Source organism: Paraburkholderia kirstenboschensis (genome assembly GCF_032806925.1).
Lineage (GTDB): Bacteria > Pseudomonadota > Gammaproteobacteria > Burkholderiales > Burkholderiaceae > Paraburkholderia > Paraburkholderia kirstenboschensis.
In genome coordinates, this window is the sequence record NZ_CP136513.1 from 3168688 (window position 1) to 3195192 (window position 26505).

A 26505-nucleotide genomic window follows, 5' to 3' on the forward strand; every position below is an offset into this window, starting at 1 on the left:
GCCTTCGCAAATACTTAACTTTCAGCGAACAGCGACATGACCGAATCGCCGCGGCGGATCCGCGAGAACGTTTCGGCAAGCAGACCGGCGCTGGTCAACGAACGGATCTTCGCGCACGAGCGGGCTTCTTCACCGAGCGGGATCGTGTCCGTGACAACGAGTTCGTCGAGTGCGGATGCGGCGATACGCTCGCCGGCGCCGCCCGACAGAACCGGGTGGGTGGCATAAGCGAAAACCTGTTTCGCACCACGTTCCTTCAAAACCTGAGCTGCCTTGCAAAGCGTGCCGGCGGTGTCGACCATGTCGTCCATGATCACGCAGGTCCGGCCTTCCACTTCACCGATGATGTTCATCACTTCGGCAACGTTCGCCTTCGGGCGGCGTTTGTCGATGATCGCGAGATCGCAATTCAACTGCTTCGCCAATGCCCGGGCTCGCACCACGCCGCCGACGTCCGGCGAGACGACCAGCAGGTTCTCGTAGTTCTGCTTGCGCAGATCGCCGAGCAGCACGGGCGTAGCGTAGATGTTGTCGACGGGGATGTCGAAGAAGCCTTGAATCTGGTCGGCGTGCAGATCCATCGTGATGATCCGCTCGACGCCTGCGATTTCCAGCATGTTCGCCACGATTTTCGCCGAGATGGCGACGCGCGCCGAACGGGGGCGGCGATCCTGACGTGCATAACCGAAGTAGGGGATGGCTGCAGTGATCCGACCAGCCGATGCGCGCTTGAGCGCGTCGACCATGATCATCAGTTCCATCAGGTTGTCATTCGCCGGTGCGCACGTGGACTGCAGAACAAAGACGTCTTTGCCGCGCACGTTTTCCTGAATCTCGACCTGGATTTCGCCGTCTGAGAAACGGCTAACCATTGCTTTGCCGAGGGGAATACCGAGGATTTTGACGACTTCCTGTGCAAGCGCGGGATTCGCGTTGCCAGTAAAAACCATCAGGCCGTCATGGCTGCTCATCGTGCACCTGCTTCAGGCTGGGGGCGAGGGGAAATGCGAGAACTATTGGCAGGGGAGAAAGGATTCGAACCTTTGCATGCCGGAATCAAAATCCGGTGCCTTAACCAGCTTGGCGACTCCCCTACACTAACTTTGAGCCCCGCCGAACATGGACTTTCGTTCGACGATGCAAAACCTATGACGCGAAAGCAAAGAGTGGATGTTGCTCTAGACTGGCGGCCACTGCGCTGTTCCATTCGCCTGGCAGTTTGGCTTGCACCGCTTCTGCTTCAGCTTTGTTACGGAACGCTGCAAAGACACTTGCACCGGATCCAGACATCCGCGCCGGCGCGACGTTTTCAAACCATCGCAGCACTTGGGCTACTTCCGCGTACTTTCCGACGACAACCTGCTGCATGTCATTGCGGCCAAAGCTTTCTGGCCACTCAGTGTTGCAGCTAAGTTCTGCAGGAAAGTCCGTAATTGTGAGGGCTTTTGAATCTCTTGTCAACGCTTTTTCGGAAAAAATCGCTGCAGTCGGAACATGAACCCTCGGCGTCACTACCAGGAAATGACGCGGCGGCAATTGTACAACGTCTAAAGCTTCACCGACACCCTGGGCGAATGCATTTTTTCCGAAAACGAAAAATGGCACGTCGGCGCCGAGCTTTAACGCCAGCGCCTGCAATTCCAGCCGCGGCACGTTCAACTTCCAAAGCCGGTTCAGCGCGAGCAGCGTGGTCGCCGCGTCGGAACTGCCGCCACCGAGACCCGCGCCCATGGGCAGGCGCTTTTCGATTTCTATATCGACGCCTTCCGGCGAGCCTGTATGCGCTTTCAGAAGCGTGGCGGCGCGCACGGCGAGGTCGTGTTCGGGGGGCACGTCGGCGATTTCGGTGCTACGCGTGATGAGTCCGTCGGCGCGACGCTTGAAGTGCAGCGTGTCGCCCCAGTCGAGTAGCTGGAAGACCGTTTGCAGCGTGTGATAGCCGTCCGGCCGGCGTCCGGTGATGTGCAGAAAGAGGTTGAGTTTGGCTGGCGCGAGGCAATCGCGCAGCGAGTCGGTTGTTTCGATCATATCGAGGCTGCATGCGCCGAGGTGGCGCCGAATAAGCGGCAAGAGCGCGAGGCGCGCGTTTTACTGGTCTAGTACAAGCTTGATGTCGAGCGGCGGCTCCGAGCGCGTCAGATTCACGCGTTTTACGCCAGTGGCCGGTGCTTCGGCGTAGGCAAGATAGTCGATCGTCCAGCCGTCTTGGGTGATTTCTTTAAAGCGTGACGGCTGCTCCGGGTCCTTTTCCGTTTTGGCGCGCGAGGTAGGCGCGGGCGAAGGCTGCAGCCAGTAACGCAATCCTTCGACGGGAAGTGCGAAGCCGAGCGCGTTCTGCATCAACGTGGAGACGTTGTCGGCGGTAAGCGGTTGGCGGTTCGGCAATTCAAGCGTGGCCGAAGCCGGCGACGATGTGACGATCGCGAGCGTCTGACCAAGCGGATTGCGCAATTGCAAGGTGACCGTGTCGCCCGTTTCCTGCCACGAGAAATTGCCGTAGGCATTGCGCTGCTGGCCATTCTGATCGTTGTACTGGATCGCGAAACGGCCATGGTAAGCACGGCTCGTTTGCGCGGTCACCGCGGTCGCCGCATTCGACGTGGACGGCCCCTGCGGTTTCACCGAAGCGCAGCCGGCCAATGTGACGACGGCCGCCGCAGCGAGCCCGAGCGCCGCGCGACGCGGCGCCCACGAAAAAGAATTGAAACGGGAAATGCGCATCAAAGATCGTTCACCTGAAGACGTTGCAGCGTTTTGACGAGCGTTTCGTTGTTAGGTTCGAGCTTGCGCGCTTCGCGGAAAGCGGCGCGGGCCTGGTCCTGATCGCCGGCTTTCCACAGCACCTCGCCGAGGTGCGCGCCGATTTCAGCGTTCGGCTGAATGTCGTACGCCTTGCGCAGCACTTTGATCGCGTCCGACGTATTGCCCATGCGGTACTTGACCCAGCCGACGCTGTCCATGATGAACGCGTCGTTCGGCGCAAGCGACGACGCCTTCTCGACCAGCTTGTCCGCTTCCGCGAGACGCTGATTGCGATCGGCAAGCGAATAGCCGAGCGCGTTGTACGCCTGGGGATTGTCCGGCTGCGTCTGGATAAGCTTGCGCAATTGCGCTTCCATGACGTCGAAGTGGCCGTTCTTTTCGGCGGCCATTGCGTAGTCGTAGGTCAGATCGGGGTCGTCCGGGAATGCCGCCGTGGCTTGTTGCAGGCGCGTCTCCGCTTCCGGGTAGCGCTTCGCGTCGAACAGGATTGCTGCGTCGGTGCGTGCGACCAACGCCTGGTCACGCGGATCGGCCGGCCGCAGATTGGCCAGCTGGCGGCGCGCGTCGTCGGGCTTGCCTTGCTTGGCGAGCAGTTGCGCGCGCGTGATCTGCGCGGGCATGTACTGCTGGCTGGACGGCGAAATCTTGTCGAGCCAGTCGGCGGCGGCCGCTTCGTTCTTCTGTTCGAGCGACAGCTGCGCAAGATAGATATACGCTTGCCCCGCGTCCGCGCCAGGTGTCTTCTCGGCTTGCTGCGCGTACTGCGTGAGATAAGTCTGCGCTTCGTTGAAATTCTTTTGCTGGATCTTGATGAGTGCGAGCGCCATGAGCGGCGTGAGGTCGTTCGCATTCGCCTTGTGCATGATCTCGAACTGCTTTTGCGCGTCGTCCAGGCGGTCGCTCGCCAGATACATTTGCGCGAGCGCGAGACGCGCGTCATGCGATTTCGGGTTTTGCTGCACGTATTTTTCGAGCGACGCAATTCCTTCCTTGCGCTCCTCCGGGCCCATTTGCGACAGCATGAGCGCGGCCGGCAAATAGTCAGGCTTAAGGGCAAGTGCCTGTTCCAGCGACTTGCGAGCACCCGGCGCGTCATTGGAAACCAGTTGCTGACGTGCGATGGCCAATTGCGCTTCCGGCCTGTTCATATCGTTCTTCAGCATGTCCTGCAGCACATGCAGGCCGCCGATGCGATTCGGTCCGCGGGAAAGCAGCAACTGAAGCGCCAGAATCGCGCTGCCGCGATTCTGCGCGGGCACCTTCTCGAGCTCACGCGCGAGCAGCGGCGCTGCGTCATCCGGCTTGCCCGACAGCACGAGCAGCGAGGCGTCGAGCTGCGCCGCGCGCTCGGAGTCCGGCGCATACTGCTGCCACAATTGCGCGGCGGCCAACGCGTCCGACGGACTTTGTGCGGCTAGTGCGATTTCAGTGGCGCGCTGCGCCATGCGCGGATCATGCGTGTCGCGCGCGAGCGCGAGGTAGGTCTGATAGGCGGGCGCCGGCTGATTGCGCTGCAGCGCGACTTCCGCAGCGAGCACCTGGAATACGATCTGGCTCGTCAACTGCACGCTTGGCAGCGCTTTCTGTTCTTCCGCCGACGGCGGGCCGAGCGGATCGGATAGCGTGACCGAGGTGTCGTCCGCGTCCGGCGATGGGTCCTGCGCGTGCGCGGGCATCGCGGCGAACGCCCAGAGCGCGAGCGCGGCCACACCCAGCGAGCGCCGGGCGGACACTGCGTGCGGCACGCGGGACGCGCTAGCCGGGCGCTTCGAAAACAGCTTCACGAAGGACAAGTTCATGGAAATCCGTTCAATGTTTCGGACGATTGTAACGCGCTCGCTACAATACGCGCACAACCACTCACGCAAGTTGCAGACCAGTTAGACATGCCAGAGCTGCCAGAAGTTGAGGTTACCCGACGAGGGATCGAGCCGTATGTCTCCGGCCGCAAGGTGGAGCGCGTCGAGGTCCGTACGCCCGCGCTGCGGTGGCCGATTCCCGCGGACCTTGCTAAGACCTTGCGCGGGCACATCGTGCGCAACGTCGAGCGGCGCGGCAAGTATCTGCTTTTCGAAATCGACGCGGGCTGGTTCATCGTGCATCTTGGCATGACGGGCACACTGCGTGTATTGCGCCATGTGCCGCATCCTCCGGCCGCGGCGAAGCACGACCACGTCGACTGGATTTTCGACGACTTCATTTTGCGCTTCCGTGATCCGCGACGCTTCGGCGCCATACTGTGGCATCCGCGTGAGGCCGGCGACGTGCTGGAGCATCCGTTGCTTGCGAATCTTGGCGTCGAGCCGTTCTCGCCCGCATTCTCAGGCGCGCTCATGCACCGGCTCACGCGCGGGCGCAAGGTGTCGGTGAAGCAAGCTCTGCTAGCCGGCGAAATCGTGGTCGGCGTGGGAAATATCTATGCGTCCGAAAGTCTCTTTCGCGCAGGTATCCGGCCCACCACTGCGGCTGGCCGTGTCTCGCTAGTACGCTACGGCTTGTTGGCCGACGCCGTGCGCGTGACGCTTGCAGCGGCGATCGAGAAGGGCGGCAGCACGCTGCGTGATTTCGTTGGCAGCGATGGCGAAAGCGGGTACTTCCAGCTCGATTATTTCGTCTATGACCGCGCGGGGCAGCCCTGCCGCGTGTGCGGCACGCCGATCAGACAGATCGTGCAAGGTCAGCGCTCCACTTACTTCTGTCCCACCTGCCAGCGCTAATTTTCAATGCCCTCCCGCTTAACTCCGAGTTCCGGCCAGCGTTCCACACCGTCCGCCGCGCCCGCTGTATCCACTGTGTCAGCATCTGCGCTCACGTCCGGGTTTTCCACCCGGCTGATCGCGTGGCAGCGCAAGCATGGGCGCCATGATCTGCCATGGCAGAACACGCGCGATGCATATCGCATCTGGCTGTCGGAAATCATGCTGCAGCAGACGCAAGTGTCGACGGTGATTCCGTACTATGCGAAGTTTCTCGCGCGCTTTCCGGATGTTGCCGCGCTTGCCGCGGCTCCCGTCGATGACGTAATGGCGCTGTGGGCCGGCCTCGGCTATTACACGCGCGCCCGCAATCTGCATCGCTGCGCGCAGGCGGTCGTCGAGCAGCACGGCGGCGCGTTCCCGGCTTCGGTAGAGGAACTCGCGGAATTGCCCGGCATTGGCCGCTCGACGGCGGCGGCGATCGCGTCGTTTGCGTTCGGCGCCCGTGCGACGATTCTCGACGGCAACGTAAAGCGTGTGCTCGCGCGCGTGTTCGGGGTCGAAGGTTTCCCCGGCGAGAAGAAGGTCGAGAATGCAATGTGGACTCTGGCTGAATCGCTCTTGCCGTCGAATGCATCGGACGACGAAGTCAGCGGGTACACGCAAGGTCTGATGGACCTCGGCGCCACGTTGTGCGTGCGCGGCAAGCCCGACTGTTTGCGTTGTCCGTTCGCGGCCGACTGCGTCGCTAATGTAACGGGACGTCAGCGCGAACTTCCGGCCGCGCGTCCGAAGAAAGCCGTGCCGACGCGCCGCACGTGGATGCTCGTGCTGCGCGACGGCAATGCGGTGATGCTCGAAAAGCGCCCGCCGTCCGGTATCTGGGGCGGCTTATGGAGCTTGCCCGAAGCCGCCGACGAAGCCGCGCTCGCCACGCGCGCGCGCGAGTTCGGCGGCGACGGCGCGGTGTCGCCGCTCGCGCCGCTCACTCATGTGTTCACGCATTTCAAGCTGGACATCGAGCCGCGGCTTGCAGAGTTCGATCGCGGTGTCGGCGCGCTCGCGGCGCTAGGCGATGCGGACACCGCCTGGGTGTCGCTGAGCGACCTTGACTCTTTCGGCGTGCCCGCGCCCGTACGAAAACTTCTGGAGAGTCTGCAAGGTTCGCTGATCTGAGCGATCACGCGCGGAGTCGCTGCTTACAGCAGTTGATGCTGCTGCATATAGTGATGAACCACGTCGATGCGCGCGCCGGCGTCCAGCATTTCCATGAGTTTCTGGCGCGCTTTCAGCGCGATCGGCAGCACTTCGGCGAGACGGTTCGACACCCACGTCGGGTCTTCGAGTCTGAACGGTTCTGCGAACGGCAAGCTTTCCGGGTCGCGCTCGCGGATCGTCGCGATGATGCGCTCCAACACCTCTGCGCACGCGCCGAACTTGGCGAGTTGCTGGTTGCCTTCCAGCGGCCGGTCTTCGCCGAGCGGCTCGGCCATACCGACCAGCAAGCCGCTGCTTTCCACTCGATGTGACAGCAGCCGAAAGCGCCGCGTGCCGCGCGCGCGAATCAGCAACATGCCGAAGGTCTCAACGTCGCATTCATCGATTTCGGCGAGGCAGCCGATTGATTCGGGCACCGAAGGCTCGTGTTCCCGCGCGACCTCGGCGCCGCTTTTCAACAGGCACACGCCGAACGGCGTCTTTTCGCGCAGGCAGTCGCGCGCCATATCGAGGTAGCGCGCTTCAAAGATTTTCAGCGGCAGAATTCCGTCAGGAAATAGAACGGTATGCAGCGGGAACAGCGGCACATCGGCGAGCACAGTAGAAGTAGAGGACATGGCGCAACGCTTCGAGTTAAGGCCGCGCGATGCGGCCGGTTAAGCCACTAACTTCGATGACGCGCCGGCGTCGACCGGTGCGTCGCGGTGCCGCACGATTACATTCGCTGCATTGGCGAGACGCGCGGCGAGCGTCTCCGCAATAAACACAGAGCGATGCTGGCCACCCGTACAACCAATTGCGACTGTCAGATAACTACGATTGTCGTCGCGGAAATGCGGCAGCCATTTGGCGAGAAACTTCTCTATATCGTCGATCATTTCATGGACGACTGGCAGCGCGTCCAGAAAATCGATCACCGGTTTGTCGAGCCCCGTGAGCGGACGCAATTCATGATCGTAGTACGGGTTGGGCAGCGTGCGTACATCGAACACGAAATCGGCGTCGAGCGGCACGCCGCGTTTGAAGCCGAACGACTCGAACATCAGCACGAGCCCTGCATGCTCCTGCTCAATAAAGCGCTTCACCCACTGGCGCAGCACGTTCGCGCGCAGATTGCTCGTGTCGATCTGATGGCCGAATTCGGCAAGTCCCGCGACGAGCTCACGCTCGCGTTCGATTGCTTCCGCAAGCGACGTGAGCAAGCCGACGTCGGCGTCATGCGCGGTAGAGCCCGACAACGGATGGCGGCGACGCGTCTCCGAGAAGCGCTGAATCAGCGACTGCGTGCTCGCGTTGAGGAACAGCACCCGCACGTCGTGAGCGCGCGACAGGTCACGGATCATCGCAGGCATGTCGTCGAGTGACGCACTCGAGCGGGCGTCGATCGCGACCGCGAGGCGTTCATTTCCGTCTTCGGCGAGATAGGAGGCGAGTTCGGGCAAAAAGCGCGGCGGCAAATTGTCGACGCAGTAATAGCCCGCGTCCTCAAGCGCGTTGAGCGCGACGGATTTGCCGGAGCCGGATATGCCGGTGATGAGGATTATGCGCATGAAGTCGTGAAATCGATCCGTTTCATCATAGCATCTGAGTGCTCTCGCGCGTACTCGCAGCCGGCCACTGGCGGGGGCTGCGAGTGCTCGATGTACGACCGGCTCAGATCAGTTTGCCGGGAAACTGACTATCCGGGTCCTGCATGGCGAGGCGCTGCCGGTCCATGAAGTCACGCAGCGTATCGATGCCGCGCAATTGCAGGATGGTATTGCGCACCGCAGCCTCGACCAGCACCGCGAGGTTGCGGCCTGCGGCCACCTGAATCGTGACCTTGCTGATGGGCAGGCCGAGCACGTCGACGGTTTGGCTCTCCAGCGGCAGCCGCTGGAATTCACCGTCAGGACGGCGTACCAGTTGCACGATCAGCTTGAGCTTCATTTTCCGGCGCACTGCGGTTTCGCCGAAAATCGTCTTGATGTCGAGCAGGCCCAGGCCGCGCACTTCCAGCAGATTTTGCAGCAGCGGCGGGCACCGTCCTTCGACGAAGTCCGGGCCTAGTCGCACGAAGTCGACGGCGTCGTCAGCGACGAGGCCGTGGCCGCGGCTAATGAGTTCGAGACCGAGCTCGCTTTTTCCGAGACCCGAATCGCCGGTGAGCAGCACGCCCATGCCGAGAATGTCGAGAAACACGCCATGCAACGTGGCGCGCGGCGCGAGAATGCGCGACATATAGAGGCGCAGGCTGTCGATCACCGCAGCCGCCGACATCGGCGTCGTAAAAAGCGGTGTGGACGAGCGCGTGCAGCGAAGCACCAGTTCCGGCGGCGCGGCGACGCCGCCCGCCACCACGAGGAACGGCGGTTCCAGCGCGATCAGCTCGGCCATGTGGCGCGAGCGGTCTTCGTCGGTCTGGCGTTTGTAGTAGTCGATTTCGGCGTCGCCGAGCACCTGGATCCGGTTCGGGTGGATCAGGTTCAAGTGGCCGACGAGGTCGGCGCTCGACGTGGCATTGGCGACCGATTCCGAAGAAAAGCCGCGTTCCCAGCCTTCATGCCCTGTCAGCCAGCTTAGCTTCAGCGTGGCGGCGTTATCGTCGAAAATGCTCTGGGCGTTGATGCTGGACGTATCCATGAGTCAGTGACTCCAGTGTTGGCCGCTGGCCGGGCAAACCGCTGGCCGCGCTAACGCGGGCCGTGCGCCGAGCCTGACTGTATCCGCACGCGGGCGGTGGGACGTGCGGATAGGCGGCGTGCGGATGAGCGCCGCTGCATCAAGGTTGCCACTGAGTGAGCAGGCGATGCAATGATTCGCGGTCTTCTTCCGTATGCAGACGCTCGCGTGCCTCGCGATCGGACAACAGTTGCGCGATTTCCGAAAGGATTTCGAGGTGCTGCTGCGTGGCCTGTTCAGGCACGAGCAGAAAGATCAGCAGCGAGACCGGCTGACCGTCTGGCGATTCGAAGGGAATAGGTTCGGCCAGGCGGACAAACGCGGCGAGCGGCTGCTTGAGTCCTTTGATGCGGCCGTGCGGAATCGCGACGCCTTCGCCAAGCCCCGTCGATCCGAGGCGCTCTCGCGCAAACAGATTGTCTGTGACCGTGCTACGGGCGATGCCGTTCTGGTTCTCGAAGATGAGGCCCGCTTGCTCGAACACGCGCTTTTTGCTGGTGACCGATAGTCCGACGACGACGTTCTCGAGGGGAAGAAATTTGGCTAAACGATTCATGTTGACAGGCGAAAACGTGGCCTGGGTTCTCCTCGCTGGGGCAATTGATTGGCGTTCCATTCGTTTGATGCTCACCGCGACGTGCATTGGAGTCCGAAAGCACAGGACTCCGGCAGACTGCCTGCATGCGATCTAGACCCCGATGGTAACCGGAACATTATAGAACAGGGCGGCGGCGTATGGTGCGGCGCGCCATCAATGCTCAATAGGTTCTTTTTCGGGACGATTCGCGCCGCGCCAGCCTTGCGAATCGGCCTGTGAAAACTGGCAAGCGACCGGCAAGCAACCCGCAAGCAACCCGCAACCCCAATGAAAAACCGCCCGAATGCGGGCGGTTCACGTGAACCGAAATGAAGTAACTCTTCTAATTTCGCTTACTGCGGCGGCACGTCTAGTTGCGGCGCCGGTTGATACTTGATCGCTTCATGCTGATGGCCTTGCAGGCGATCCTTGTGACGTATCACTTGCCGGTCGAGCTTGTCGATCATGAGATCGATCGCAGCGTAGAGGTCGCTGTCGCAGCTCTCGACAAAAATGTCCTTGCCCTTCAGATGCAGGTTGATTTCAACCTTTTGCCGCTTATCCTTTTCCTTGTGGTTGTCGACCGAGAGGACCACACTGCCGTCGATGACCTGATCGAAATGTCTTAGCACCCTATCCAGTTTGGTGATCACGTATTCGCGCAACGCAGGCGTTACTTCGAGGTGGTGTCCACTGATCTGCAGATTCATAGTGCTTCTCCAAGCTAATGGCCGCTTGGTCCGCACGATGACGAAGGTCCGGTCGATCTGTCGGCTTGCCAAAGTCGCCCCCCGGTGACTGACTTCTGGCAGGTCGCATCGGCCGGCCTGTCCGCCAACTTGCGGAGCGGCCGGTAAATGCCCGCCACGGAAGGCGACGGGCTACAGAGACTTGCGCAGGTTGACTGCCGGAATCCTGAGTGCTTCGCGATACTTCGCCACGGTGCGCCGTGCGACCACGAAGCCCTGTTCCGCCAGCAGTTCGGCTATGCGGCTGTCTGAAAGAGGCGTTTTTGCGTTTTCCGCTCCTATCAGTTGCTTGATGAGCGCGCGAATGGCCGTGGAAGAGGCCGCGCCGCCCGTGTCTGTCGAAACATGCGATCCGAAGAAGTACTTGAACTCCAGCGTCCCGAACGGGGTGAGCATGTACTTACCGGTTGTCACACGCGAGACAGTCGACTCGTGTAGGCCCAGCGTATCAGCAATTTCTCGCAAAACCAAGGGGCGCATAGCAATTTCGCCGTGCACAAAAAAGCTCTTCTGGCGCTCCACAATTGCTTGCGCGACACGCAGGATTGTTTCGAAACGTTGCTGAATATTCTTGATCAGCCAGCGCGCTTCCTGCAGTTGCTGGCGCAACGAACCGCTGCCCGGATCGCCCCGGTTGTTGCGCAGAATGTTGGCGTAGAGGTGATTGATGCGCAGCTTCGGCACCACTTCGGGATTGAGCTCGGCCTGCCAGCCCTGGGCGGTTTTACGCACCATGATGTCCGGCACCACGTAGTCCGCTTCGGCCTTGCCGTACGCTGCGCCAGGGAACGGTTCGAGTGAGCGGATCAGCATGTGCGCGTCGCGCAGGTCGTCGTCGTTTGCTTTCAGATGCTTGCGCAGACGCGTGAAATCGCGTGCGGCCAGCAGTTCCAGATAATGGGCAACGATCTCCAGCGCGAGCGTTCGCGTGGGCGAGGGCGGCAGCCGCAACAGTTGCAGCTTGAGACACTCAGAGGCGGAGCGTGCGCCTACGCCGGCCGGGTCGAAGCTATGCAGCAGCGCGAGCGCGGCATTCAGTTCGTCGAGGTCGACTTCGAGTTCGTCGGGCAGATCCGCGAGCACTTCGTCGAGCGTGGCGGCAAGGTAGCCGTCGTCGTCTAGCGACTCGATCAGGAAGGTAATCAGCGCCCGGTCACGCTGACCAGCCTGCGTAACGCACAGTTGCGCCATCAGGTGATCGCGCAGCGAAGTACTCGATTCGTGAATTTGCAGCGGGGGTAGGTCGTCGTCGTCGGAGGCGTTGCCGGAGCGGCCGTAGTCGTCGAGATTCCATTGCGACGCGTCGCCATTGCTGTCGCCCGAGAGGCCGTTGTACTCGTCCACGCCTTGCGGCTCGCCGTTCTCCGCGCGCTCACTGCTGCTGGACGATGACGAGCCGTTGCCGCCCATCTGATCGGGCGGCGCTGACGAACTGGGCGCCTGCGTAATCAGCGAACCGTCGGCCGCCACGCGAAGCGGGCTCGCGATCCAGTCGTCCTCGTTCTCGAGGAGCGGATTCTGCGAGATCGCGGTTGCCACTTCCTGCTGCAGTTCGAGCGTGGACAGCTGAAGCAGCCGGATGGACTGCTGCAGTTGCGGGGTCAACGCAAGATGCTGCGATAGGCGGAGTTGGAGGCTGGCTTTCATGGCAAGTTCAGATTCATTGTAGAGAGTTTGCCACGACCGCGATACCTTGCGAATTCGCAATTACGCCTGCGCCGGTGTCGGCGACGCCGGGCGCGGGCCGCCCGCGACGGGAACGGGCCCGGGCGCTTGCCGCGAAAGAACCGGCGGACGCGCGCGGCGCCGCCGATTCCCGCGTGCACTTACATGCGGAAATGCTCGCCCAGATAGACGCGCCGCACGCTTTCGTTTTCGATGATTTCGCTCGGCGCGCCGGCGGCCAGCACGCTGCCGTCGCTGATGATGTAGGCGTGATCGCAGATACCGAGCGTTTCACGCACGTTGTGGTCGGTGATTAGCACACCAATATTGCGCTGCTTCAGAAATTTGACGATCTTCTGGATTTCGAGCACCGCAATCGGATCGACGCCCGCGAACGGCTCGTCCAGCAGAATGAAGCTCGGATTGGTGGCGAGCGCCCGCGCGATTTCCACCCGGCGGCGTTCGCCGCCCGACAGCGACAACGCTGGATTGTCGCGCAAATGCGAAATTTGCAGCTCGTCCAGCAAGGCTTCCACGCGGCTTGTGATTGCGTCTTTGGTGAGGCGCTTGCCGTTGTCTTCGTGCTGCAATTCCAGCACCGCGCGAATATTCTGCTCGACGGAAAGCTTGCGGAACACCGAAGCTTCCTGCGGCAGATACGAGAGCCCGAGCGAAGCGCGCTTGTGGATCGGCAACAGGCTGATGGACTTGCCGTCAAGATCGATTTCGCCTGCGTCGAGTGGCACGAGGCCGACGATCATATAAAACGACGTGGTCTTGCCCGCGCCGTTCGGCCCGAGCAGCCCGACCACTTCGCCGCTTTTCACGTCGAGCGAGACGTCTTTGACGACCGTGCGCGAACCGTAACGCTTCTTCAGATTGCGTACGACCAGCGAACTACTGGTGCCGGCCGGCTTGCGATTGGGGAGGGACGCGGAGGTGCTCACTGATTCGGCGCTCCCTGAATCGTGGTGGACGGCGCGAGCGTGGCCGACGCACCGTTCAGCGGCGCCGCGCCGCCGTTGCGCGGCGAAAGCATCGCGCGCACACGGCCGCTCGGGTTGCCCGGTCCCGCGACGTCCTTGCCTGCCTTCGCGGTATAGAAGTCCTTTTGCCCGTCATATGTGATGACGCTGCCGTGCACCTGATCCATCACTGTGGAAAGGCCTTGCAGACGCTTGACGGTCGCATTCGTGGTGAGGGTGGTCAGGTCCTGCTTGCCGTCGTAGTCGATACGAACGGCCGTGCCTTCGATGTATTCATCGAGACCTTCCCGCTTCTGGCGGAAATACGACAGGTTGCCGCCGCTCGACGTGCCGGTTGCGTACTGATAGCCCTGCGGGTCTTGCGTCACGTCCACACGGTCGGCCTTGATCACGATCGTGCCTTTGGTCGCGACCACATGGCCGGTGAAGATGTTGACCTGCTTGAGGTCGTCGTAAGTCATGTTGTCCGCTTCGATATTGAGCGGCTTGTCCTTGTCGGCGCGGTCCGCGTGCGCGAGCGGCGCGAAGCCGGCGAGCGGCAACGCGACCATCAGCGCAGCGAGTCCGGCGCGGCACGCGGACAGGGTGCGCGAGCGGCCGGTATCAAAACGGGGGAACGATTCGTTCATGCAGTCACGCCTGGAATGGATTTACCCGGGTTGCTTGGGCGAGCTGCCGCCGGCGTCGGACGCGGCGATCGCGCCTTTCACATTGCCGAAGAGCTGCATCACCCGGGTGACGTTGTTGTAGTTCATGCCGCTGGCAGTCATCACGGACACGCCGCGCTGAAGTTTAACCGGCTTTTCCGTCTCGATCACATCGTCGTTGACCAGCACGCGGAAATGCTCGGAATCGGCTTGCATCTGCGGATCGCCATAGCCTGGCGCGCGCAATATGCGTGCGTTGCCATACAGGTCGACGATGGACGCGTCGCCGTTGACCTTGCCGGTGTCGCCGGTTGCAGTGACGATCGGCTTGCCCGGCTGGAACGCGCGCATCGCGGGCTTGACCAGATCGCTCAGTTCGTCGTCTTCGTAGTGAACCAGCGACTGCGCGGTCAGGCGATATTGTGTCGAGCCCGACTGATCGAGTTCGGATACCGAGAAGTTGTCGGCGAAGTAGTCGGGCGTGTGCTCCTTGGGACGCACCGCGCCTTCGTTTTGCCGCGGCAACGTGGCTTGCAGAAGCCACCACGTGATGCCCGCGAGAGCGGCCATCGCGACGAGCGGGATCAGCGAAGTCAGGCGAAACTGATTCATCCGACGAGGCCCCGCTGTTCGCCGCTACAGGCGGCTGCGAGCAGCGCCTCATACTTGTGCTGCGCGCGCAGCAGCGTGTCGCAGACTTCGCGCGCCGCGCCGTGGCCGCCGCGTGCCTCGCTCACCCAATGGGCTCGCGCGATCACTTCAGGATGCGAATTAGCCGGCGCCGCCGCGAAGCCGACCTTCAGCATCACGCCGAGATCGACCCAGTCGTCGCCCATGTAGCCGCATTGTTCGGCGCTCATGCCGGTCGCTTGGAGCAAGTCCGCGAACGCCTGCGGCTTGTTCTCGATGCCCTGATACACGTGCGTGATATGCATTTCTTTCGCGCGCGCGGCGACGATGCCCGACTTGCGCCCGGTGATGATCGCCGTTTCAATGCCGGCCTGGCGCAACAGCTTCATGCCGTGGCCGTCCATGGAATTGAAACCCTTCATCGTGTCGCCTTCCGCCGTGAAGAGCAGGCCGCCGTCGGTGAGTACGCCGTCGACGTCGAAAATCATCAGCTTCACGCGGCTTGCGCGTTCGGTAGCGGTAGGGGGCGCGACGGCCATCAGATCACCTTTTTCGAGAACAGGTCGTGCATGTTGAGTGCGCCGATGAGCTTGCCCGCTTCGTCGACGACCAGCATCTGATTGATGCGATGGCGCTCCATCAGTTCCACGGCTTCCACTGCGAGATGATCGGGACCGATGGTGCGCGGGTCGGCGGTCATCACCGAAGCGATCGACAGCGCGCGAAAATCGCCGTCACGCTCCAGTACGCGGCGCAAGTCGCCGTCTGTGAAAATGCCCTTCACGCGGTCTTCGCCATCGACAATCGCCGTCATGCCCATGCGCTTGGCCGTCAACTGGAACAACGCGTCGCGTACGGTCGCTTCGGGCGTGACCTTCGGCACTTGCTCGCCCGTGCGCATGACGTCGCTCACGTAGGTGAGCAGGCGCCGGCCGAGCGCGCCGCCCGGATGCGAGCGCGCGAAGTCGTCGCGACCGAAGCCACGCGCGTCGAGCACGGCGACCGCGAGCGCGTCGCCGAGCGCGAGCGCCGCGGTGGTGCTCGCCGTGGGCGCAAGATTCATCGGACAGGCTTCTTTGGCGACGGCAGAATTCAGATGGACGTCGGCCAGTTTCGCGAGACTAGACGACGGGCGTCCGGTCATTGCGATCAGCTTTGCGCCGATGCGTTTGATGAGCGGCAGGATGGCCACGAGTTCTTCGGTTTCGCCGGAATTGGACAGCGCGAGGAATACGTCGTCGGCGGTGACCATGCCGAGATCGCCATGGCTCGCTTCTGCGGGATGCACGAAGAACGCCGGTGTGCCCGTGCTGGCTAACGTGGCCGCGAGCTTGCGGGCCACATGCCCTGATTTGCCGATGCCGGAGACGACCACGCGCCCGCGGCAACCCATGATGAGCTCGACCGCACCGACGAAGGCGCCGTCGAGTTGATCGCGAAGCGCGCGCACGGCGTCCGCTTCGATGTCGAGCACGTCACGAGCGAGCGCGAGCGCCCGGTCGCCATTGATTTTCGCTATCATTCGCGAAGTATAGCAAAGGCGCTTGTTCGCCGCGCCGGGCCTGCTGTGCAAAGCCGCTGCCTTCATCGCCCCCTTTATCGCACCCTATAACGGCCCCTCAACCTTGTCGCACGGCATGTTGCGTGCGCGGTTCCGCTGACGAACGAGGACGCTTCACCCATGCGTTTTTGCCGATGATTTCCCCGCTCGAAATGACGCTTTTCCTGCTGCTGGCCTCGGTCGCGGGCGTGGTGATCTTTCGCTTTCTGAATCTTCCGCCGATGCTCGGCTATCTGAGCGTCGGCATCGTCGTCGGGCCGAATGCGTTGGGCCTCGTTCCCGATTCGGTGGGCGCGCAGAACCTCGCGGAGTTCGGCGTCGTGTTCCTGATGTTTTCGATCGGCCTCGAGTTTTCGCTCGCGAAACTGCGCTCCATGCGCCGCCTCGTATTCGGTCTTGGTCTGTTGCAAGTGCTCGGCACGATCGCGATCGCAGTCACGCTCGGTTTCGTATTCGAGCGTTGGGTGCATATCAAATGGCAGGCGAGTGTTGCGCTCGGCGGCGCGCTGGCGATGTCGTCGACGGCGATCGTCAGCAAGATGCTCGCGGAGCGGCTCGAAATAGAAACCGAGCATGGCCGCAATATCTTCGGTGTGCTGCTGTTCCAGGATCTCGCGGTGGTGCCGCTCCTGATCATCATCTCGGCGCTGGGCGGCGATCCGAAAGACCTCGTCAACTCGCTCGGCGTCGCGGCCATCAAGATCGTCGTCGCATTGTCGCTGCTGCTGATCGTCGGACAGCGCTTCATGACGCGCTGGTTCAACGTGGTCGCGCGGCGCCGCTCGCAGGAACTGTTCATTCTCAATCTGCTGCTCGTCACGCTCGGCTCGGCGTTCATCACGGACAAGTTCGGGCTCTCGCTCGCGCTGGGCGCATTCATCGCAGGCATGTTGATCGCGGAAACGCCGTACCGCCATCAGGTTGAAGAAGACATCAAGCCGTTTCGCGACGTGCTGCTCGGGCTCTTCTTCGTCACGACCGGCATGCTGCTGAATCCGCGCGTGATCTGGGAACATCCGCTGATCGTTCTCGGCTTCCTGATAGGCCCGATCCTGCTGAAGGCGGTCATGATCACGGGGCTTTCGCGTCTGTTCGGCGCGTCGCCGGGCGTCGCGATGCGCACTGGCATCGGCCTCGCTCAAGCGGGCGAGTTCGGTTTCGTGCTGCTGAATCTGATTCTCGACAAACATCTCGTCGACGCCACGATGCTGCAGGCAATTCTCGCGGCGATGCTGCTGTCGATGCTCGCCGCGCCGTTCCTGATCCAGAACGCGGACCGTATCGTGCTGCGGCTTTCTTCGACTGAATGGATGATGCAGTCATTGCAAATGACGCGCATCGCTACGCAGAGCCTGAAGCAAAGCGGCCACGTGATCATCTGCGGCTACGGGCGCTCCGGACAGAACCTTGCGCGCATGCTCGAACACGAAGGTTTGTCGTATGTCGCGCTGGACCTCGACCCGGACCGCGTGCAGGCGGCCGCCGCCGCGGGCGAGTCGGTGGTTTTCGGCGATGCGGGTCGGCGCGAATCGCTGCTCGCGGCCGGCATTCATCGCGCCGCGGCGATCGCGATTACGTATGCGAACACGCCGTCGGCATTGCGCGTGCTGCACAACATCCACGAACTCGAACCGACGCTGCCGGTGATCGTTCGTACCGTCGACGACGCCGATCTGGAAAAGCTGCTGGCCGCCGGCGCGACGGAGGTGATTCCCGAGATCGTGGAGGGCAGCCTGATGCTCGCTTCGCACACGCTCGTCGTGATGGGCATACCGATGCGCCGCGTGGTGCGCCGCGTGGAGGAAATGCGCGACGAACGTTATGCGCTGCTGCGCGGCTATTTCCACGGCGCCGACGACATGGACGACGACGACGGCCACGAACAGGTGCGGCTACAATCGGTCCCGGTCGACCAGAACGCCGACGCGGTTGGTCGCACGCTGGCGGACCTGGGCCTGTACGAACTGGGTGTCGAAGTGACGGCGATTCGGCGTCACGGCATTCGCGGCGTCGAACCGGACCCGTCCACCAAGCTGCGCGCGAGCGACATTGTCGTGTTGCGCGGCTTGCCCGAGCAGTTGGCGCAGGCCGAGGAGCGACTCTCGAAACACCGCCGCGCGGGCGCTGCCGCGGCGTAGCAATTGCTGCACGGTTCGTGCGGCTGCACCAATTCAGATTTTCATTGGACCTGTCGAGGTCCATCCGGAGACATCATGTCAAACGCGCTCGCGAGCGCGCCGCTCGATGCGGCCGACTACATCAAGAGTCATATTCGCACCGTGCCCGACTGGCCCCAGGTTGGCGTGCAGTTCCGCGACATCACGCCGCTGCTTCAGGAGCCGAAGTCGCTGCGGGTGCTGATCGACCTGTTCGTGCAGCGTTATATCGATGCGAAGCTCGACTACATTGCAGGGCTCGATGCGCGTGGTTTCATCATCGGGCCCATTCTCGCGTATGAGTTGAATCTGGGCTTCATTCCGATTCGTAAGGAGGGCAAACTGCCCTACAAGCGCGCGTCGCAATCTTATGAACTGGAATACGGCACGGCCACCGTCGAGATCCACGAAGACGCGTGCAAGCCTGGCGACCGCGTGGTGATCATCGACGATCTGATCGCAACCGGCGGCACGATGATGGCCGGCAAGATTCTGCTCGAGCGGCTCGGCGCGGTCGTCGTGGAAGGTGCGGCGATTATCGATTTACCGGAACTCGGCGGCTCGAAACTGCTCGCGGGCGGCGGGCTGTCGCTTTATACGGTGACGAGTTTCGACGGTCATTGACCGCGGCGCAAACTCGCCGCTAGGCGCTTCACCTTGTGCAATAAAGAAGGTAAGAACGATGCCCAACTTCATGTTATTCCTTGCCACGTCGATTGCGATCACGATGGCGCCCGGTCCGGACAATCTGCAAGTGCTCGCGCGCGGCATCTCGCAGGGCCGTGCTGCTGGTCTCGTGGCCGCGCTCGGTTTTGCGGCGGGCATCACTTTTCATACGACGCTCGCCGCGCTCGGCGTGGCAGCGTTGCTGCGCTCGTCGCCGTTCGCTTTCCAGGCGATCAAGCTGGCCGGCGCGGCGTATCTCGTCTGGATCGGCGTCAAGGCGCTGCGCAGCCAAGGGCTCGCGACCGCGCACGAACGCGCGCCGCAGCCGTTGATGACCGTGTTCCGCCAAAGCGTGCTCGGCAATCTTCTCAACCCGAAAGTGACGCTGTTCTTTATCGTGTTTCTGCCGCAGTTCGTGCAGCCGCATGGCGCGCAAAGCGTCACCGTGCAAATGCTCGAACTCGGCGTGCTCTTCATGTTGCAGACCGTAGCGGTGTTTTCGCTGTTCGGCGTGTGTGCCGGGATCATCGGCGGGTGGTTGAAGCGCCGGCCGCGTGTGGGCGTGTGGCTCGACCGTCTTGCCGGCGCCACGTTCATTGCGATCGGAATTCGAGTCGCGTTGCGCGATTGATTTGCGATTGATCTGGCTCATCGCCACTCGCCGCCGACAGTTTGGAGTTTTGAATGAGTTTGCCTTGCCTTATCGCCGCGCGCCGTTTTGACGTTGCTGCGCATCTGCCGTTCTGCATCGACGCCGACCAGGTCGGCTGGATTCGTTCGGGCGATGTGCATTTGCTCGCGCGTTGGCCCGACGTGTTCGATATCGACGATGCGCGCGTCAGCCTCGCGCCGTCGTTCAACACCGTTGACTTGCGGAGCGCGGCGCTGGGCTCCGTGATCGGCGCGCTCGCCGCCGAAGGCCGCATTCCCGGCTGGCGCAACGAGACCTATGCGATCCGCAATGCGTTCGACGCGCCGCCGCTCGCTTACATCGAGCGCGCGGCGTCGCGCTTTTTCGGCACGCTGACCTACGCGGTGCATCTGAACGGCGTCGTAGAATACGCGGACGGCGGCGCGCCCAGATTGTGGATCGCGCGCCGCAGCGACACGAAGGCGACCGATCCCGGCATGCTGGACAATGTGGTGGCGGGCGGAATCGGTTGGGGCTTCGGCGTCGAGGCGACCATCGTCAAGGAGTGCTGGGAAGAAGCCGGCATTCCGGAAGAGATTGCCGTGTGCGCGGTCGCGGGCCGCACCGCGTATGTGCTGCAATCGCTGCCCGAAGGCACCCAGGCCGAACAGATCTTTATCTACGACCTCGCGCTGCCCGCGGACTTCGCGCCGCGCAATCAGGACGGCGAAGTCGGCGAACACCGGCTTGCGCGCATCGACGAAGTGGCGCGCTGGATCGAGGAAGGCGCAATGACGGTCGACGCGAGTCTTGCTACGCTGGATTGCCTGCTGCGCCGCCGCTGGATCGACGAAGAGGCGTGCGCGGGATTCGAAGCGTTGTTCGCACCGCCCGTGCGCGCGTAAGCACGTCACCGCGGACCTTGCCAAAGCGCCTTGCGCCGCACACCATACAGCAACACCGAACAAGCCACGCATTGAAGAAGGGAGTCACCCAGGTCATGTCGACCGATCACAGCTTTATCCTCAAACTGTCGTGCGCCGACCGGCCCGGCATTGTTCACGCCGTGTCGGGCTTTCTGTTCGAGCGTGGCAGCAACATTCTCGACTCCGCGCAGTTCGGCGACAGCCGCACCGGCGAGTTCTTCATGCGCGTGCATTTCCAGCAGGTGGGCGGCGACCCGGGGCTCGAGGCACTGCGCGCGTCGTTCGGGGCGCTCGCCGAGCAGTTCGGCATGAGCTGGGAATTGCACGACGCATCGGTGAAGCCGCGCGTCGTCATCATGGTGTCGAAAATTGGACATTGCCTGAACGACCTGCTGTTCCGCTACCGCACCGGTCAGCTGAACATCGAGATCCCGGCGATCATCTCGAACCACAAGGAGTTTTATCAGCTCGCAGCGAGCTATGACATTCCGTTTCATCATTTCCCGCTGCTGGGCGGCACGCCTGAAGCGAAGGCCGCGCAGGAAGCGCGGGTGCTCGAAGTGATCGACGAGCATCAGGCGGATCTCGTCGTGCTCGCGCGCTACATGCAAATTCTGTCGCCGAAGCTGTGCGAGGCGCTTGCCGGCCGCGCAATCAACATTCATCACTCGTTCCTGCCGAGCTTCAAGGGTGCAAAGCCCTATTACCAGGCGTTCGATCGTGGCGTCAAGCTGATCGGCGCAACGGCGCACTACGTGACGACCGATCTGGACGAAGGTCCGATCATCGAGCAGGAAGTGGAGCGCGTGGACCACAGCATGACGCCGGAACAGTTGACGGCGATCGGCCGCGACGTCGAATGCGTGACGCTGGCGCGTGCGGTCAAGTGGCACGTCGAGCACCGCGTGGTGCTGAACGGTAGCAAGACGGTGGTGTTTCGTTAGAAACCGGTGGGGCTTTCCGCAGCGGCTCGCTGGGCGCTGCCGTGAAGCCTCGCGGCAAGCGGCATCCTTCATTGAAGGGTCGCTTCGCCTGCCGCTGCGCACAGGTGCGGGCTATTCCGGCGCGACCTCTGCCTTCGGTCGTGCCGGGGCTCTGCCGGCGTCCCGGGTCACTCGCGCTTTGTGCATCCTCTGCGCGTTCCGCGATGAGCGGCGGCGCGCATTCAGCTTCTTCAGCCAGATCAGCAGCCCCGTCGCGCTCAGCACGGCGACCGCGACGCCGACTGCGCTAATCACGACCCGCCCGCCGAGTCCGAGAATGCGCCCCGAGTGCAGCGGAAACTGCACCTGCATGAAGACGTCGCCCGCTGTGCCTTTGCCCGGAATCTGCTGACCGAGCAGCTTGCCGGTTGCCGCGTCCCAGTACATCCACGGGTTGCCGAGACCCATGTCGCCGTGATCGTTGCCCGTCTCGTAGAAACCGACGCCGTACGCGTGCAGGAACTCCGCGTAGTAGATTCCCCCCGGAGGCGCCTTCAGGTGCTGCGTTTTGCCGGCTTCTTGCGCGAGTTGCACGACGCGCTCGCGGGTCAGCACGCTGTCGCCGGGCTTCGGCGCACGAAGAATCTCCGGGTTGTTGATCGGGTCCGGCGTGAGCGTCGAAAACATCGAGACGATGGGGCGCACAACGGGTGACGCGAGGTTCATCGATACCGACGTCACCGCGACGATCATCAGCAGTCCCCAGATCCACACGCCGCCCGAGCGGTGCAAGTCGAACGTGAGCGCATAGCCGCCGCGGCCGAAGCGAAACGCGAACGACTTGCGCCACGCATTGAGGCTTGGAAACGACAGGCACAGCGCAATCGCGCTATCGAACAGCCAGATCATCCCGACAATGCCCATCAACCAGACGCCCACGTCGATGCCGCCGGTGAACGGCAGATGCAGCGTGTAGTGCAGCTTGTAGATAAACGGAATCAGGTTGATCCTCGCCAGCGAAAACGCGCCCCATTGCCGCTGGCCCTGGATCTCGCCGGTGGCGGGATCGACGGCGATCTGGTTGAAGTCGAGCTTGTACGGCTCTCGCGTGACGGGATCAGTGCGCGGAAGCACCATCATCTGCAGCGTGTGGCCGGGCTCCGCCGCGAGCGGCAGATACGTCACTTGCATGCGCGGATCGGCGGCTTCGACGCGCCGGGCGAGTTCCAGCCCGGACAACGCAGGCCCCTCAGTGCGCGCCTTGAAAAACGACGGATTGAGCGCGGCATCGAGTTCGTGATCCCACGCGATGATCGCGCCGGTCAACCCCGCGACGAGCAGAAACAGCGCAGTGGCCACGCCGAACCAGCGATGCAGGCGGACGAGCTGGCGCCTCATAGGCAGACCGGCAGGGCGAAGCAGATAGGCGGACGACGGGTCACAGCGGAAGCCAATGCGTAAATGGGAATTGTTCGCATCTTATGCGAAGCATGTGGTAAGCCGCAAGTTCCTTAAAAGTGCGTGAGGCGGCTGCTCCAATCGCCCCCAGTGCGGCGCCCGCAACGCCCAGCCCACGCGCCTCTCCGACGGTCCTGCGGCAAAATGTCGCGCCTCGGACCTTACAATCGGCATAGTTTTTGGGCATTATCCCGTCCCGTACAAATCGTAATGATTCTCATTTGATAGATGAGACAGAGAAACGGGATCGACAATGAAGAAACACAGCGGGGTAGGACGTTCACCAAAGACTCGCAAAATGCACCGGTTGCACTGGGCCGCGTGCCTGGCACTAACGGCAAGTCACGCCGCGCTGGCGCAGCAGGCGCCGTCTCCAGCCGCATCTTCGGAGAGTGGTGAAAACGCGCTGCCGGCCGTCAAGGTCACGGCGGCACAAGACACCGCCCAGCATCTGAAAACGGACGTCGGCAGCGGCGCGCTAGGCACCCGCTCGCAACTCGATACGCCGTTTTCGACCACCGTCGTCACCAGTGAAGAGTTGCAGGATCGCCAGCCGTCCAAACTCGGCGACGTGTTCGCCACCGACGCCTCCGTATCCGACAACGGCAACGCCTACAACGCTTGGGCCACGTATCTGACCGTGCGCGGCATGCAGCTGGACTGGCAGTCCGGGATTCAAGATCGACGGCATGCCGTTCAACAGCTACGGCATTACGATGCCCTACGAGCAACTAGAGAAAGTGGAACTGCTCAAAGGCCTCACCGGCTTCATGTACGGATTCGGCGCGCCTGGCGGCGTCGTCAATTACGTGACGAAGAAGCCGCCCGTTTCGACGACGCCAATACGCAGCGTCGACATCGGCTACTACACCGACGGTGTATGGACGGAGCACGCGGACCTCGGCGGCCGCGTGGGTCCCGACGGCATGTTCGGCTATCGCCTGAACGCCACGCACGAGGAAGGCAAGACCTATAACGACGGCAACGTGCGGCGCGATACCGTTTCAGTCGCACTCGACGCCCGCATCACGCGCGACCTGAAGGCGACCTTCGGCGCGTTATATCAGGAGCGTCATTCGAGCGGCATTACGGGCGCGATCTCGACGGCGCAATACACAGGTACCGGTCTGCCGCATACGATAAGCGGCGGCACCGGCGATCTCTCCGGTCCCGACCAGCATCTGAATACCAACCTGCAGCTCTATACCGCCGGCCTTCAGTACAACCTCGGCCCGGACTGGACGCTCAACGCAAGCTACAGCTACAGCAAGAGTTCGCGCGACCGCAACGAAAGCACGTACTACCTGCTGAACGGCGCGGGCGACTACACCGACAGCCGTTTCGCCGGCAAGGAAGGACATCAGCTGAGCTTGTGGCAGGTGGCGGCGGAAGGTCGCGTGAAGACGGGGCCGTTGCAGCATCAACTGGTATTTGGCGCCGCCTATCAGCGTCAGACGAACGACTACGGTGCGAACAGCTTCTTCGGCCAGATCGGCACGGGCAACATCTACCAGCCGAACACCAACACGTTCGGCGGCGCATCCAACTACTACACCTACCGCGACAGCGATATCACGCAAAAAGCGCTCTTTGCCAGCGATACGATCGAGTTGACGGAGCGCTGGTCGGTGCTCGGCGGCGTGCGTTACACGAACTACGAGCAGCACGGCTACTCGACGACCGGCGCGACCACGTCGACATATAGCCAGAACGGCGTCGTTACGCCGACCGTCGCGCTGATGTTCAAGCTCGCGCCGACCACGACGTTGTACACGAGCTATGTCGAGTCGCTCGAAGCGGGGACCGTCGTCGGCGATACGTATGCGAATCGCGGCGAACTGCTCAAGCCGCTGCGCAGCAAACAGTACGAAGTGGGCGTCAAAACCGAGCAGGGACGCTGGAGCGCGACGGCCGCCTTGTTCCGCATTGAGCGCGGCTCGGCGTACGCGAATAGCGCGAACGTCTACACGCAAGACGGCGAGTCGATCTTCCAGGGTATCGAGATGGGCGGCGATGTGCGTCTTGGCCGCCACTGGAACGTGCGCGGCGACCTGATGTGGATCAACGCGAAGTACGAGCGCGGCGCGGCCAATAACGGCAACCGCGTGGCGGGCGCGCCGCAGTTTGTCGTTGCGGGCCATGCGACTTACTCGGTGCCGTATGTGCCGGGGCTGCGCATCGGCGCGGACGCCAAGTTCACGGGCAATACCAACGTGCGTCCGTCGGACAATCTGAACGCACCGGGCTACTTGCAGGTGAATCTGGGCGCGAGCTACGCGACCCGCATCGCCGGCTATGACGTGACGTTTCGCGCGGCGATCGACAACCTGCTTAACCGCCGCTATTGGGAGTACCAATACGCGGATTACGTGACGCCGGGCGATCCTCGCACGTTGTCACTCAACGCGCGCATCGACTTCTGAGTACAAAAAAACGGCACCACGGTGCCGTTTTCTTTGCATTCTCTTGCGTGCAACAGATTCAGACCAGCCGAAGATAGATCAGCTCGCGCTTGATATACGCGTAGAAGATTGGCGCCGCAACCACGCCCGGCAGGCCGAACGCGGCTTCCATGACGAGCATCGCCACGAGCAGTTCCCAGGCGCGCGCCTCGATCTGTCCGCCGACGATCCGCGCGTTCAGGAAGTACTCGAGCTTGTGAATCAGGATCAGAAACGCGAGCGACATGACCGCCGCAGGGAAGCTCACCGACAGCGCCACCGCGACGATGATCGTGTTCGAGATCAGATTGCCGATGACCGGCAGCAAGCCGACGATGAACGTGACCAGTACCAGTGTTTTCGAAAGCGGCAACTGGTCGTGGAAGATCGGCAGAAACACCAGCAGGAAAATGCCCGTGAACACCGCGTTGATCGCAGAAATTTTCACCTGCGCGAACACGATGCGGCGGAAGGCGTCGGCGAAACGGATCACGCGCGTGACGAACGCGGTGGACAGCGGCAGCCGATGCATGTGCTGTTGCGCACTCACCGCGATGATCGCCCCGATGATCATGCCGATCAGAATGTGAGTGAACGCGCGCGCCGCGCTCTTGCCGCTTTGCTGCAGCATGTTGGCGTGCGTCTGCATCAGCTCGGCGGCTTTGGTTTTCATCTGCTCGGTGTCGACCGGCAGCGAACTCGCGATGAATTGCGGAATTCGCCCGCGCGCCTGATCGATCAACTGCATGGCCTGGTCGAGCAGCCTCTGCGCACTCGGCACGTCGTTCTCGAAGTGCTCGATGATGCCGAGCGTGAGGCCCGTAAGCGCGCCCACGATCACCGCCGACAGAAACACCACTGCGAGCCAGCGCGCCCGTTTGCTGGACATATGACGCTCGATGCGCGGCGCGATCGTATGCACCAGCTGGAACACCAGCAGCCCGGCGAGTAGCGCGCCGAGCAGCCGGAGTTCGATCACCGCCCACATCCCGAACAGCATCAGCACGTAACTGCCGATCTCGACTGCCGAGAGCTTCGGCAGGCTCATGTTGCTGGTCAGCCTGACCGGGCGTGGACGTAGGTCCTCAACTTGCCCGTCTTCGCGCGCCTCATTCCGCTTGGCCATGGCTTATCCGTCTCCAACCCGTGTT

Annotated in this window: 24 protein-coding genes, 1 tRNA gene and 1 pseudogene; 8 read left to right on the forward strand and 18 right to left on the reverse strand. The window is 62.4% G+C overall.

The genetic code is table 11. The features are described 5' to 3' along the window. Positions 1–14: 14 nt before the first annotated feature. The 5 genes from RW095_RS36880 to RW095_RS36900 all read right to left on the reverse strand — a co-directional run bounded on the left by RW095_RS36880 (position 15) and on the right by RW095_RS36900 (position 4562). Positions 15–971 (reverse strand): ribose-phosphate pyrophosphokinase, encoded by a 957-nt coding sequence (locus RW095_RS36880; protein ID WP_006048037.1) that lies wholly within the window; start codon positions 969–971, stop codon positions 15–17. A 46-nt stretch (positions 972–1017) separates the two neighbouring features. Beyond that, positions 1018–1094: transfer RNA gene (locus RW095_RS36885), tRNA-Gln, on the reverse strand. 52 nt (positions 1095–1146) lie between these two features. Next, on the reverse strand, positions 1147–2028 hold the full coding sequence (gene ispE, locus RW095_RS36890) for a 4-(cytidine 5'-diphospho)-2-C-methyl-D-erythritol kinase (protein ID WP_317020639.1): 882 nt from the start codon (positions 2026–2028) through the stop codon (positions 1147–1149). 60 nt (positions 2029–2088) lie between these two features. After that, a complete protein-coding gene (gene lolB, locus RW095_RS36895) occupies positions 2089–2721 on the reverse strand; it encodes a lipoprotein insertase outer membrane protein LolB (RefSeq protein ID WP_201702244.1) in 633 nt (210 codons plus the stop codon). Further along, a complete protein-coding gene (locus RW095_RS36900; protein WP_317020640.1) occupies positions 2721–4562 on the reverse strand; it encodes a tetratricopeptide repeat protein in 1842 nt (613 codons plus the stop codon). Before RW095_RS36900 ends, lolB begins: the two co-directional genes overlap by 1 nt. Positions 4563–4649: 87 nt before the next feature. Here RW095_RS36900 and mutM point away from each other — a divergent pair, with 87 nt between their 5' ends. Both mutM and mutY read left to right on the forward strand, forming a co-directional pair. Beyond that, complete coding sequence (gene mutM, locus RW095_RS36905; RefSeq protein ID WP_317020641.1) at positions 4650–5480, forward strand: bifunctional DNA-formamidopyrimidine glycosylase/DNA-(apurinic or apyrimidinic site) lyase; 831 nt, start codon at positions 4650–4652, stop codon at positions 5478–5480. Between the two features lie 6 nt (positions 5481–5486). Then, positions 5487–6635 (forward strand): A/G-specific adenine glycosylase, encoded by a 1149-nt coding sequence (gene mutY / locus RW095_RS36910; RefSeq protein WP_317020642.1) that lies wholly within the window; start codon positions 5487–5489, stop codon positions 6633–6635. A 23-nt stretch (positions 6636–6658) separates the two neighbouring features. On the opposite strand, the gene RW095_RS36915 is transcribed toward mutY, so the two are convergent. The 11 genes from RW095_RS36915 to kdsD form a co-directional block, all read right to left on the reverse strand. Further along, positions 6659–7294, reverse strand: coding sequence for an LON peptidase substrate-binding domain-containing protein (locus tag RW095_RS36915; RefSeq protein WP_317020643.1), 636 nt, complete (start codon positions 7292–7294; stop codon positions 6659–6661). A 39-nt stretch (positions 7295–7333) separates the two neighbouring features. Next, positions 7334–8227 (reverse strand): RNase adapter RapZ, encoded by an 894-nt coding sequence (gene rapZ / locus RW095_RS36920; RefSeq protein WP_128592435.1) that lies wholly within the window; start codon positions 8225–8227, stop codon positions 7334–7336. Positions 8228–8330: 103 nt separating this feature from the next. Further along, entirely contained in the window at positions 8331–9299 is a 969-nt protein-coding gene (gene hprK / locus RW095_RS36925) for an HPr(Ser) kinase/phosphatase (protein WP_007179412.1), read from the reverse strand. Between the two features lie 139 nt (positions 9300–9438). Further along, positions 9439–9954, reverse strand: coding sequence for a PTS sugar transporter subunit IIA (locus tag RW095_RS36930; RefSeq protein ID WP_027804462.1), 516 nt, complete (start codon positions 9952–9954; stop codon positions 9439–9441). A gap of 314 nt (positions 9955–10268) precedes the next feature. Then, the gene (gene hpf / locus RW095_RS36935; RefSeq protein ID WP_020066967.1) at positions 10269–10625 is read right to left on the reverse strand and encodes a ribosome hibernation-promoting factor, HPF/YfiA family; all 357 of its coding nucleotides are present in this window, start codon (positions 10623–10625) and stop codon (positions 10269–10271) included. Positions 10626–10796: 171 nt separating this feature from the next. Beyond that, the gene (locus RW095_RS36940) at positions 10797–12311 is read right to left on the reverse strand and encodes an RNA polymerase factor sigma-54 (RefSeq protein WP_317020644.1); all 1515 of its coding nucleotides are present in this window, start codon (positions 12309–12311) and stop codon (positions 10797–10799) included. 179 nt (positions 12312–12490) lie between these two features. Further along, the gene (lptB, locus tag RW095_RS36945) at positions 12491–13276 is read right to left on the reverse strand and encodes an LPS export ABC transporter ATP-binding protein (RefSeq protein WP_020066965.1); all 786 of its coding nucleotides are present in this window, start codon (positions 13274–13276) and stop codon (positions 12491–12493) included. Continuing rightward, a complete protein-coding gene (lptA, locus tag RW095_RS36950; RefSeq protein ID WP_128592271.1) occupies positions 13273–13944 on the reverse strand; it encodes a lipopolysaccharide transport periplasmic protein LptA in 672 nt (223 codons plus the stop codon). The genes lptB and lptA overlap by 4 nt, the downstream gene beginning before the upstream one ends. A gap of 21 nt (positions 13945–13965) precedes the next feature. Further along, on the reverse strand, positions 13966–14574 hold the full coding sequence (gene lptC, locus RW095_RS36955; RefSeq protein WP_317020645.1) for an LPS export ABC transporter periplasmic protein LptC: 609 nt from the start codon (positions 14572–14574) through the stop codon (positions 13966–13968). Beyond that, positions 14571–15131, reverse strand: coding sequence for a KdsC family phosphatase (locus tag RW095_RS36960; RefSeq protein WP_317020646.1), 561 nt, complete (start codon positions 15129–15131; stop codon positions 14571–14573). Before RW095_RS36960 ends, lptC begins: the two co-directional genes overlap by 4 nt. Then, entirely contained in the window at positions 15131–16114 is a 984-nt protein-coding gene (gene kdsD / locus RW095_RS36965) for an arabinose 5-phosphate isomerase KdsD (protein ID WP_317020647.1), read from the reverse strand. The genes RW095_RS36960 and kdsD overlap by 1 nt, the downstream gene beginning before the upstream one ends. Before the next feature lie 173 nt (positions 16115–16287). On the opposite strand from kdsD, the gene RW095_RS36970 reads away from it, so the two are divergent. From RW095_RS36970 to purU, 5 genes are all read left to right on the forward strand, one after another. Then, positions 16288–18291, forward strand: coding sequence for a cation:proton antiporter domain-containing protein (locus tag RW095_RS36970; RefSeq protein ID WP_317022797.1), 2004 nt, complete (start codon positions 16288–16290; stop codon positions 18289–18291). Between the two features lie 75 nt (positions 18292–18366). Continuing rightward, complete coding sequence (locus RW095_RS36975; RefSeq protein WP_317020648.1) at positions 18367–18933, forward strand: adenine phosphoribosyltransferase; 567 nt, start codon at positions 18367–18369, stop codon at positions 18931–18933. Between the two features lie 58 nt (positions 18934–18991). After that, positions 18992–19606, forward strand: a complete 615-nt coding sequence (locus tag RW095_RS36980) for a LysE family translocator (protein ID WP_317020649.1) — start codon at positions 18992–18994, stop codon at positions 19604–19606. Positions 19607–19659: 53 nt separating this feature from the next. Next, the gene (locus RW095_RS36985) at positions 19660–20511 is read left to right on the forward strand and encodes an NUDIX hydrolase (RefSeq protein ID WP_317020650.1); all 852 of its coding nucleotides are present in this window, start codon (positions 19660–19662) and stop codon (positions 20509–20511) included. Positions 20512–20606: 95 nt separating this feature from the next. Continuing rightward, on the forward strand, positions 20607–21476 hold the full coding sequence (purU, locus tag RW095_RS36990; protein ID WP_027777810.1) for a formyltetrahydrofolate deformylase: 870 nt from the start codon (positions 20607–20609) through the stop codon (positions 21474–21476). A gap of 111 nt (positions 21477–21587) precedes the next feature. Here the strand turns inward: purU and RW095_RS36995 are convergent, their stop codons facing one another. Continuing rightward, complete coding sequence (locus tag RW095_RS36995) at positions 21588–22853, reverse strand: PepSY-associated TM helix domain-containing protein (protein ID WP_317020651.1); 1266 nt, start codon at positions 22851–22853, stop codon at positions 21588–21590. A gap of 358 nt (positions 22854–23211) precedes the next feature. On the opposite strand from RW095_RS36995, the pseudogene RW095_RS37000 reads away from it, so the two are divergent. Then, a pseudogene (locus RW095_RS37000) lies at positions 23212–25336 on the forward strand (TonB-dependent siderophore receptor). A 58-nt stretch (positions 25337–25394) separates the two neighbouring features. On the opposite strand, the gene RW095_RS37005 reads toward RW095_RS37000, so the two are convergent. Beyond that, positions 25395–26480: an AI-2E family transporter gene (locus tag RW095_RS37005; protein ID WP_317020652.1), complete on the reverse strand. Its 1086-nt coding sequence runs from the start codon at positions 26478–26480 to the stop codon at positions 25395–25397. Positions 26481–26505: the final 25 nt, after the last annotated feature.

Coding starts and splice junctions, on each gene's coding strand:
- RW095_RS36880 (WP_006048037.1), bottom strand. CDS start 971: ATGAGCAGCCATGACGGCCTGATGGTTTTTACTGGCAACGCGAATCCC.
- ispE (WP_317020639.1), bottom strand. CDS start 2,028: ATGATCGAAACAACCGACTCGCTGCGCGATTGCCTCGCGCCAGCCAAA.
- lolB (WP_201702244.1), bottom strand. CDS start 2,721: ATGCGCATTTCCCGTTTCAATTCTTTTTCGTGGGCGCCGCGTCGCGCG.
- RW095_RS36900 (WP_317020640.1), bottom strand. CDS start 4,562: ATGAACTTGTCCTTCGTGAAGCTGTTTTCGAAGCGCCCGGCTAGCGCG.
- mutM (WP_317020641.1), top strand. CDS start 4,650: ATGCCAGAGCTGCCAGAAGTTGAGGTTACCCGACGAGGGATCGAGCCG.
- mutY (WP_317020642.1), top strand. CDS start 5,487: ATGCCCTCCCGCTTAACTCCGAGTTCCGGCCAGCGTTCCACACCGTCC.
- RW095_RS36915 (WP_317020643.1), bottom strand. CDS start 7,294: ATGTCCTCTACTTCTACTGTGCTCGCCGATGTGCCGCTGTTCCCGCTG.
- rapZ (WP_128592435.1), bottom strand. CDS start 8,227: ATGCGCATAATCCTCATCACCGGCATATCCGGCTCCGGCAAATCCGTC.
- hprK (WP_007179412.1), bottom strand. CDS start 9,299: ATGGATACGTCCAGCATCAACGCCCAGAGCATTTTCGACGATAACGCC.
- RW095_RS36930 (WP_027804462.1), bottom strand. CDS start 9,954: ATGGAACGCCAATCAATTGCCCCAGCGAGGAGAACCCAGGCCACGTTT.
- hpf (WP_020066967.1), bottom strand. CDS start 10,625: ATGAATCTGCAGATCAGTGGACACCACCTCGAAGTAACGCCTGCGTTG.
- RW095_RS36940 (WP_317020644.1), bottom strand. CDS start 12,311: ATGAAAGCCAGCCTCCAACTCCGCCTATCGCAGCATCTTGCGTTGACC.
- lptA (WP_128592271.1), bottom strand. CDS start 13,944: ATGAACGAATCGTTCCCCCGTTTTGATACCGGCCGCTCGCGCACCCTG.
- lptC (WP_317020645.1), bottom strand. CDS start 14,574: ATGAATCAGTTTCGCCTGACTTCGCTGATCCCGCTCGTCGCGATGGCC.
- RW095_RS36960 (WP_317020646.1), bottom strand. CDS start 15,131: ATGGCCGTCGCGCCCCCTACCGCTACCGAACGCGCAAGCCGCGTGAAG.
- kdsD (WP_317020647.1), bottom strand. CDS start 16,114: ATGATAGCGAAAATCAATGGCGACCGGGCGCTCGCGCTCGCTCGTGAC.
- RW095_RS36970 (WP_317022797.1), top strand. CDS start 16,288: ATGATTTCCCCGCTCGAAATGACGCTTTTCCTGCTGCTGGCCTCGGTC.
- RW095_RS36975 (WP_317020648.1), top strand. CDS start 18,367: ATGTCAAACGCGCTCGCGAGCGCGCCGCTCGATGCGGCCGACTACATC.
- RW095_RS36980 (WP_317020649.1), top strand. CDS start 18,992: ATGCCCAACTTCATGTTATTCCTTGCCACGTCGATTGCGATCACGATG.
- RW095_RS36985 (WP_317020650.1), top strand. CDS start 19,660: ATGAGTTTGCCTTGCCTTATCGCCGCGCGCCGTTTTGACGTTGCTGCG.
- purU (WP_027777810.1), top strand. CDS start 20,607: ATGTCGACCGATCACAGCTTTATCCTCAAACTGTCGTGCGCCGACCGG.
- RW095_RS36995 (WP_317020651.1), bottom strand. CDS start 22,853: ATGAGGCGCCAGCTCGTCCGCCTGCATCGCTGGTTCGGCGTGGCCACT.
- RW095_RS37005 (WP_317020652.1), bottom strand. CDS start 26,480: ATGGCCAAGCGGAATGAGGCGCGCGAAGACGGGCAAGTTGAGGACCTA.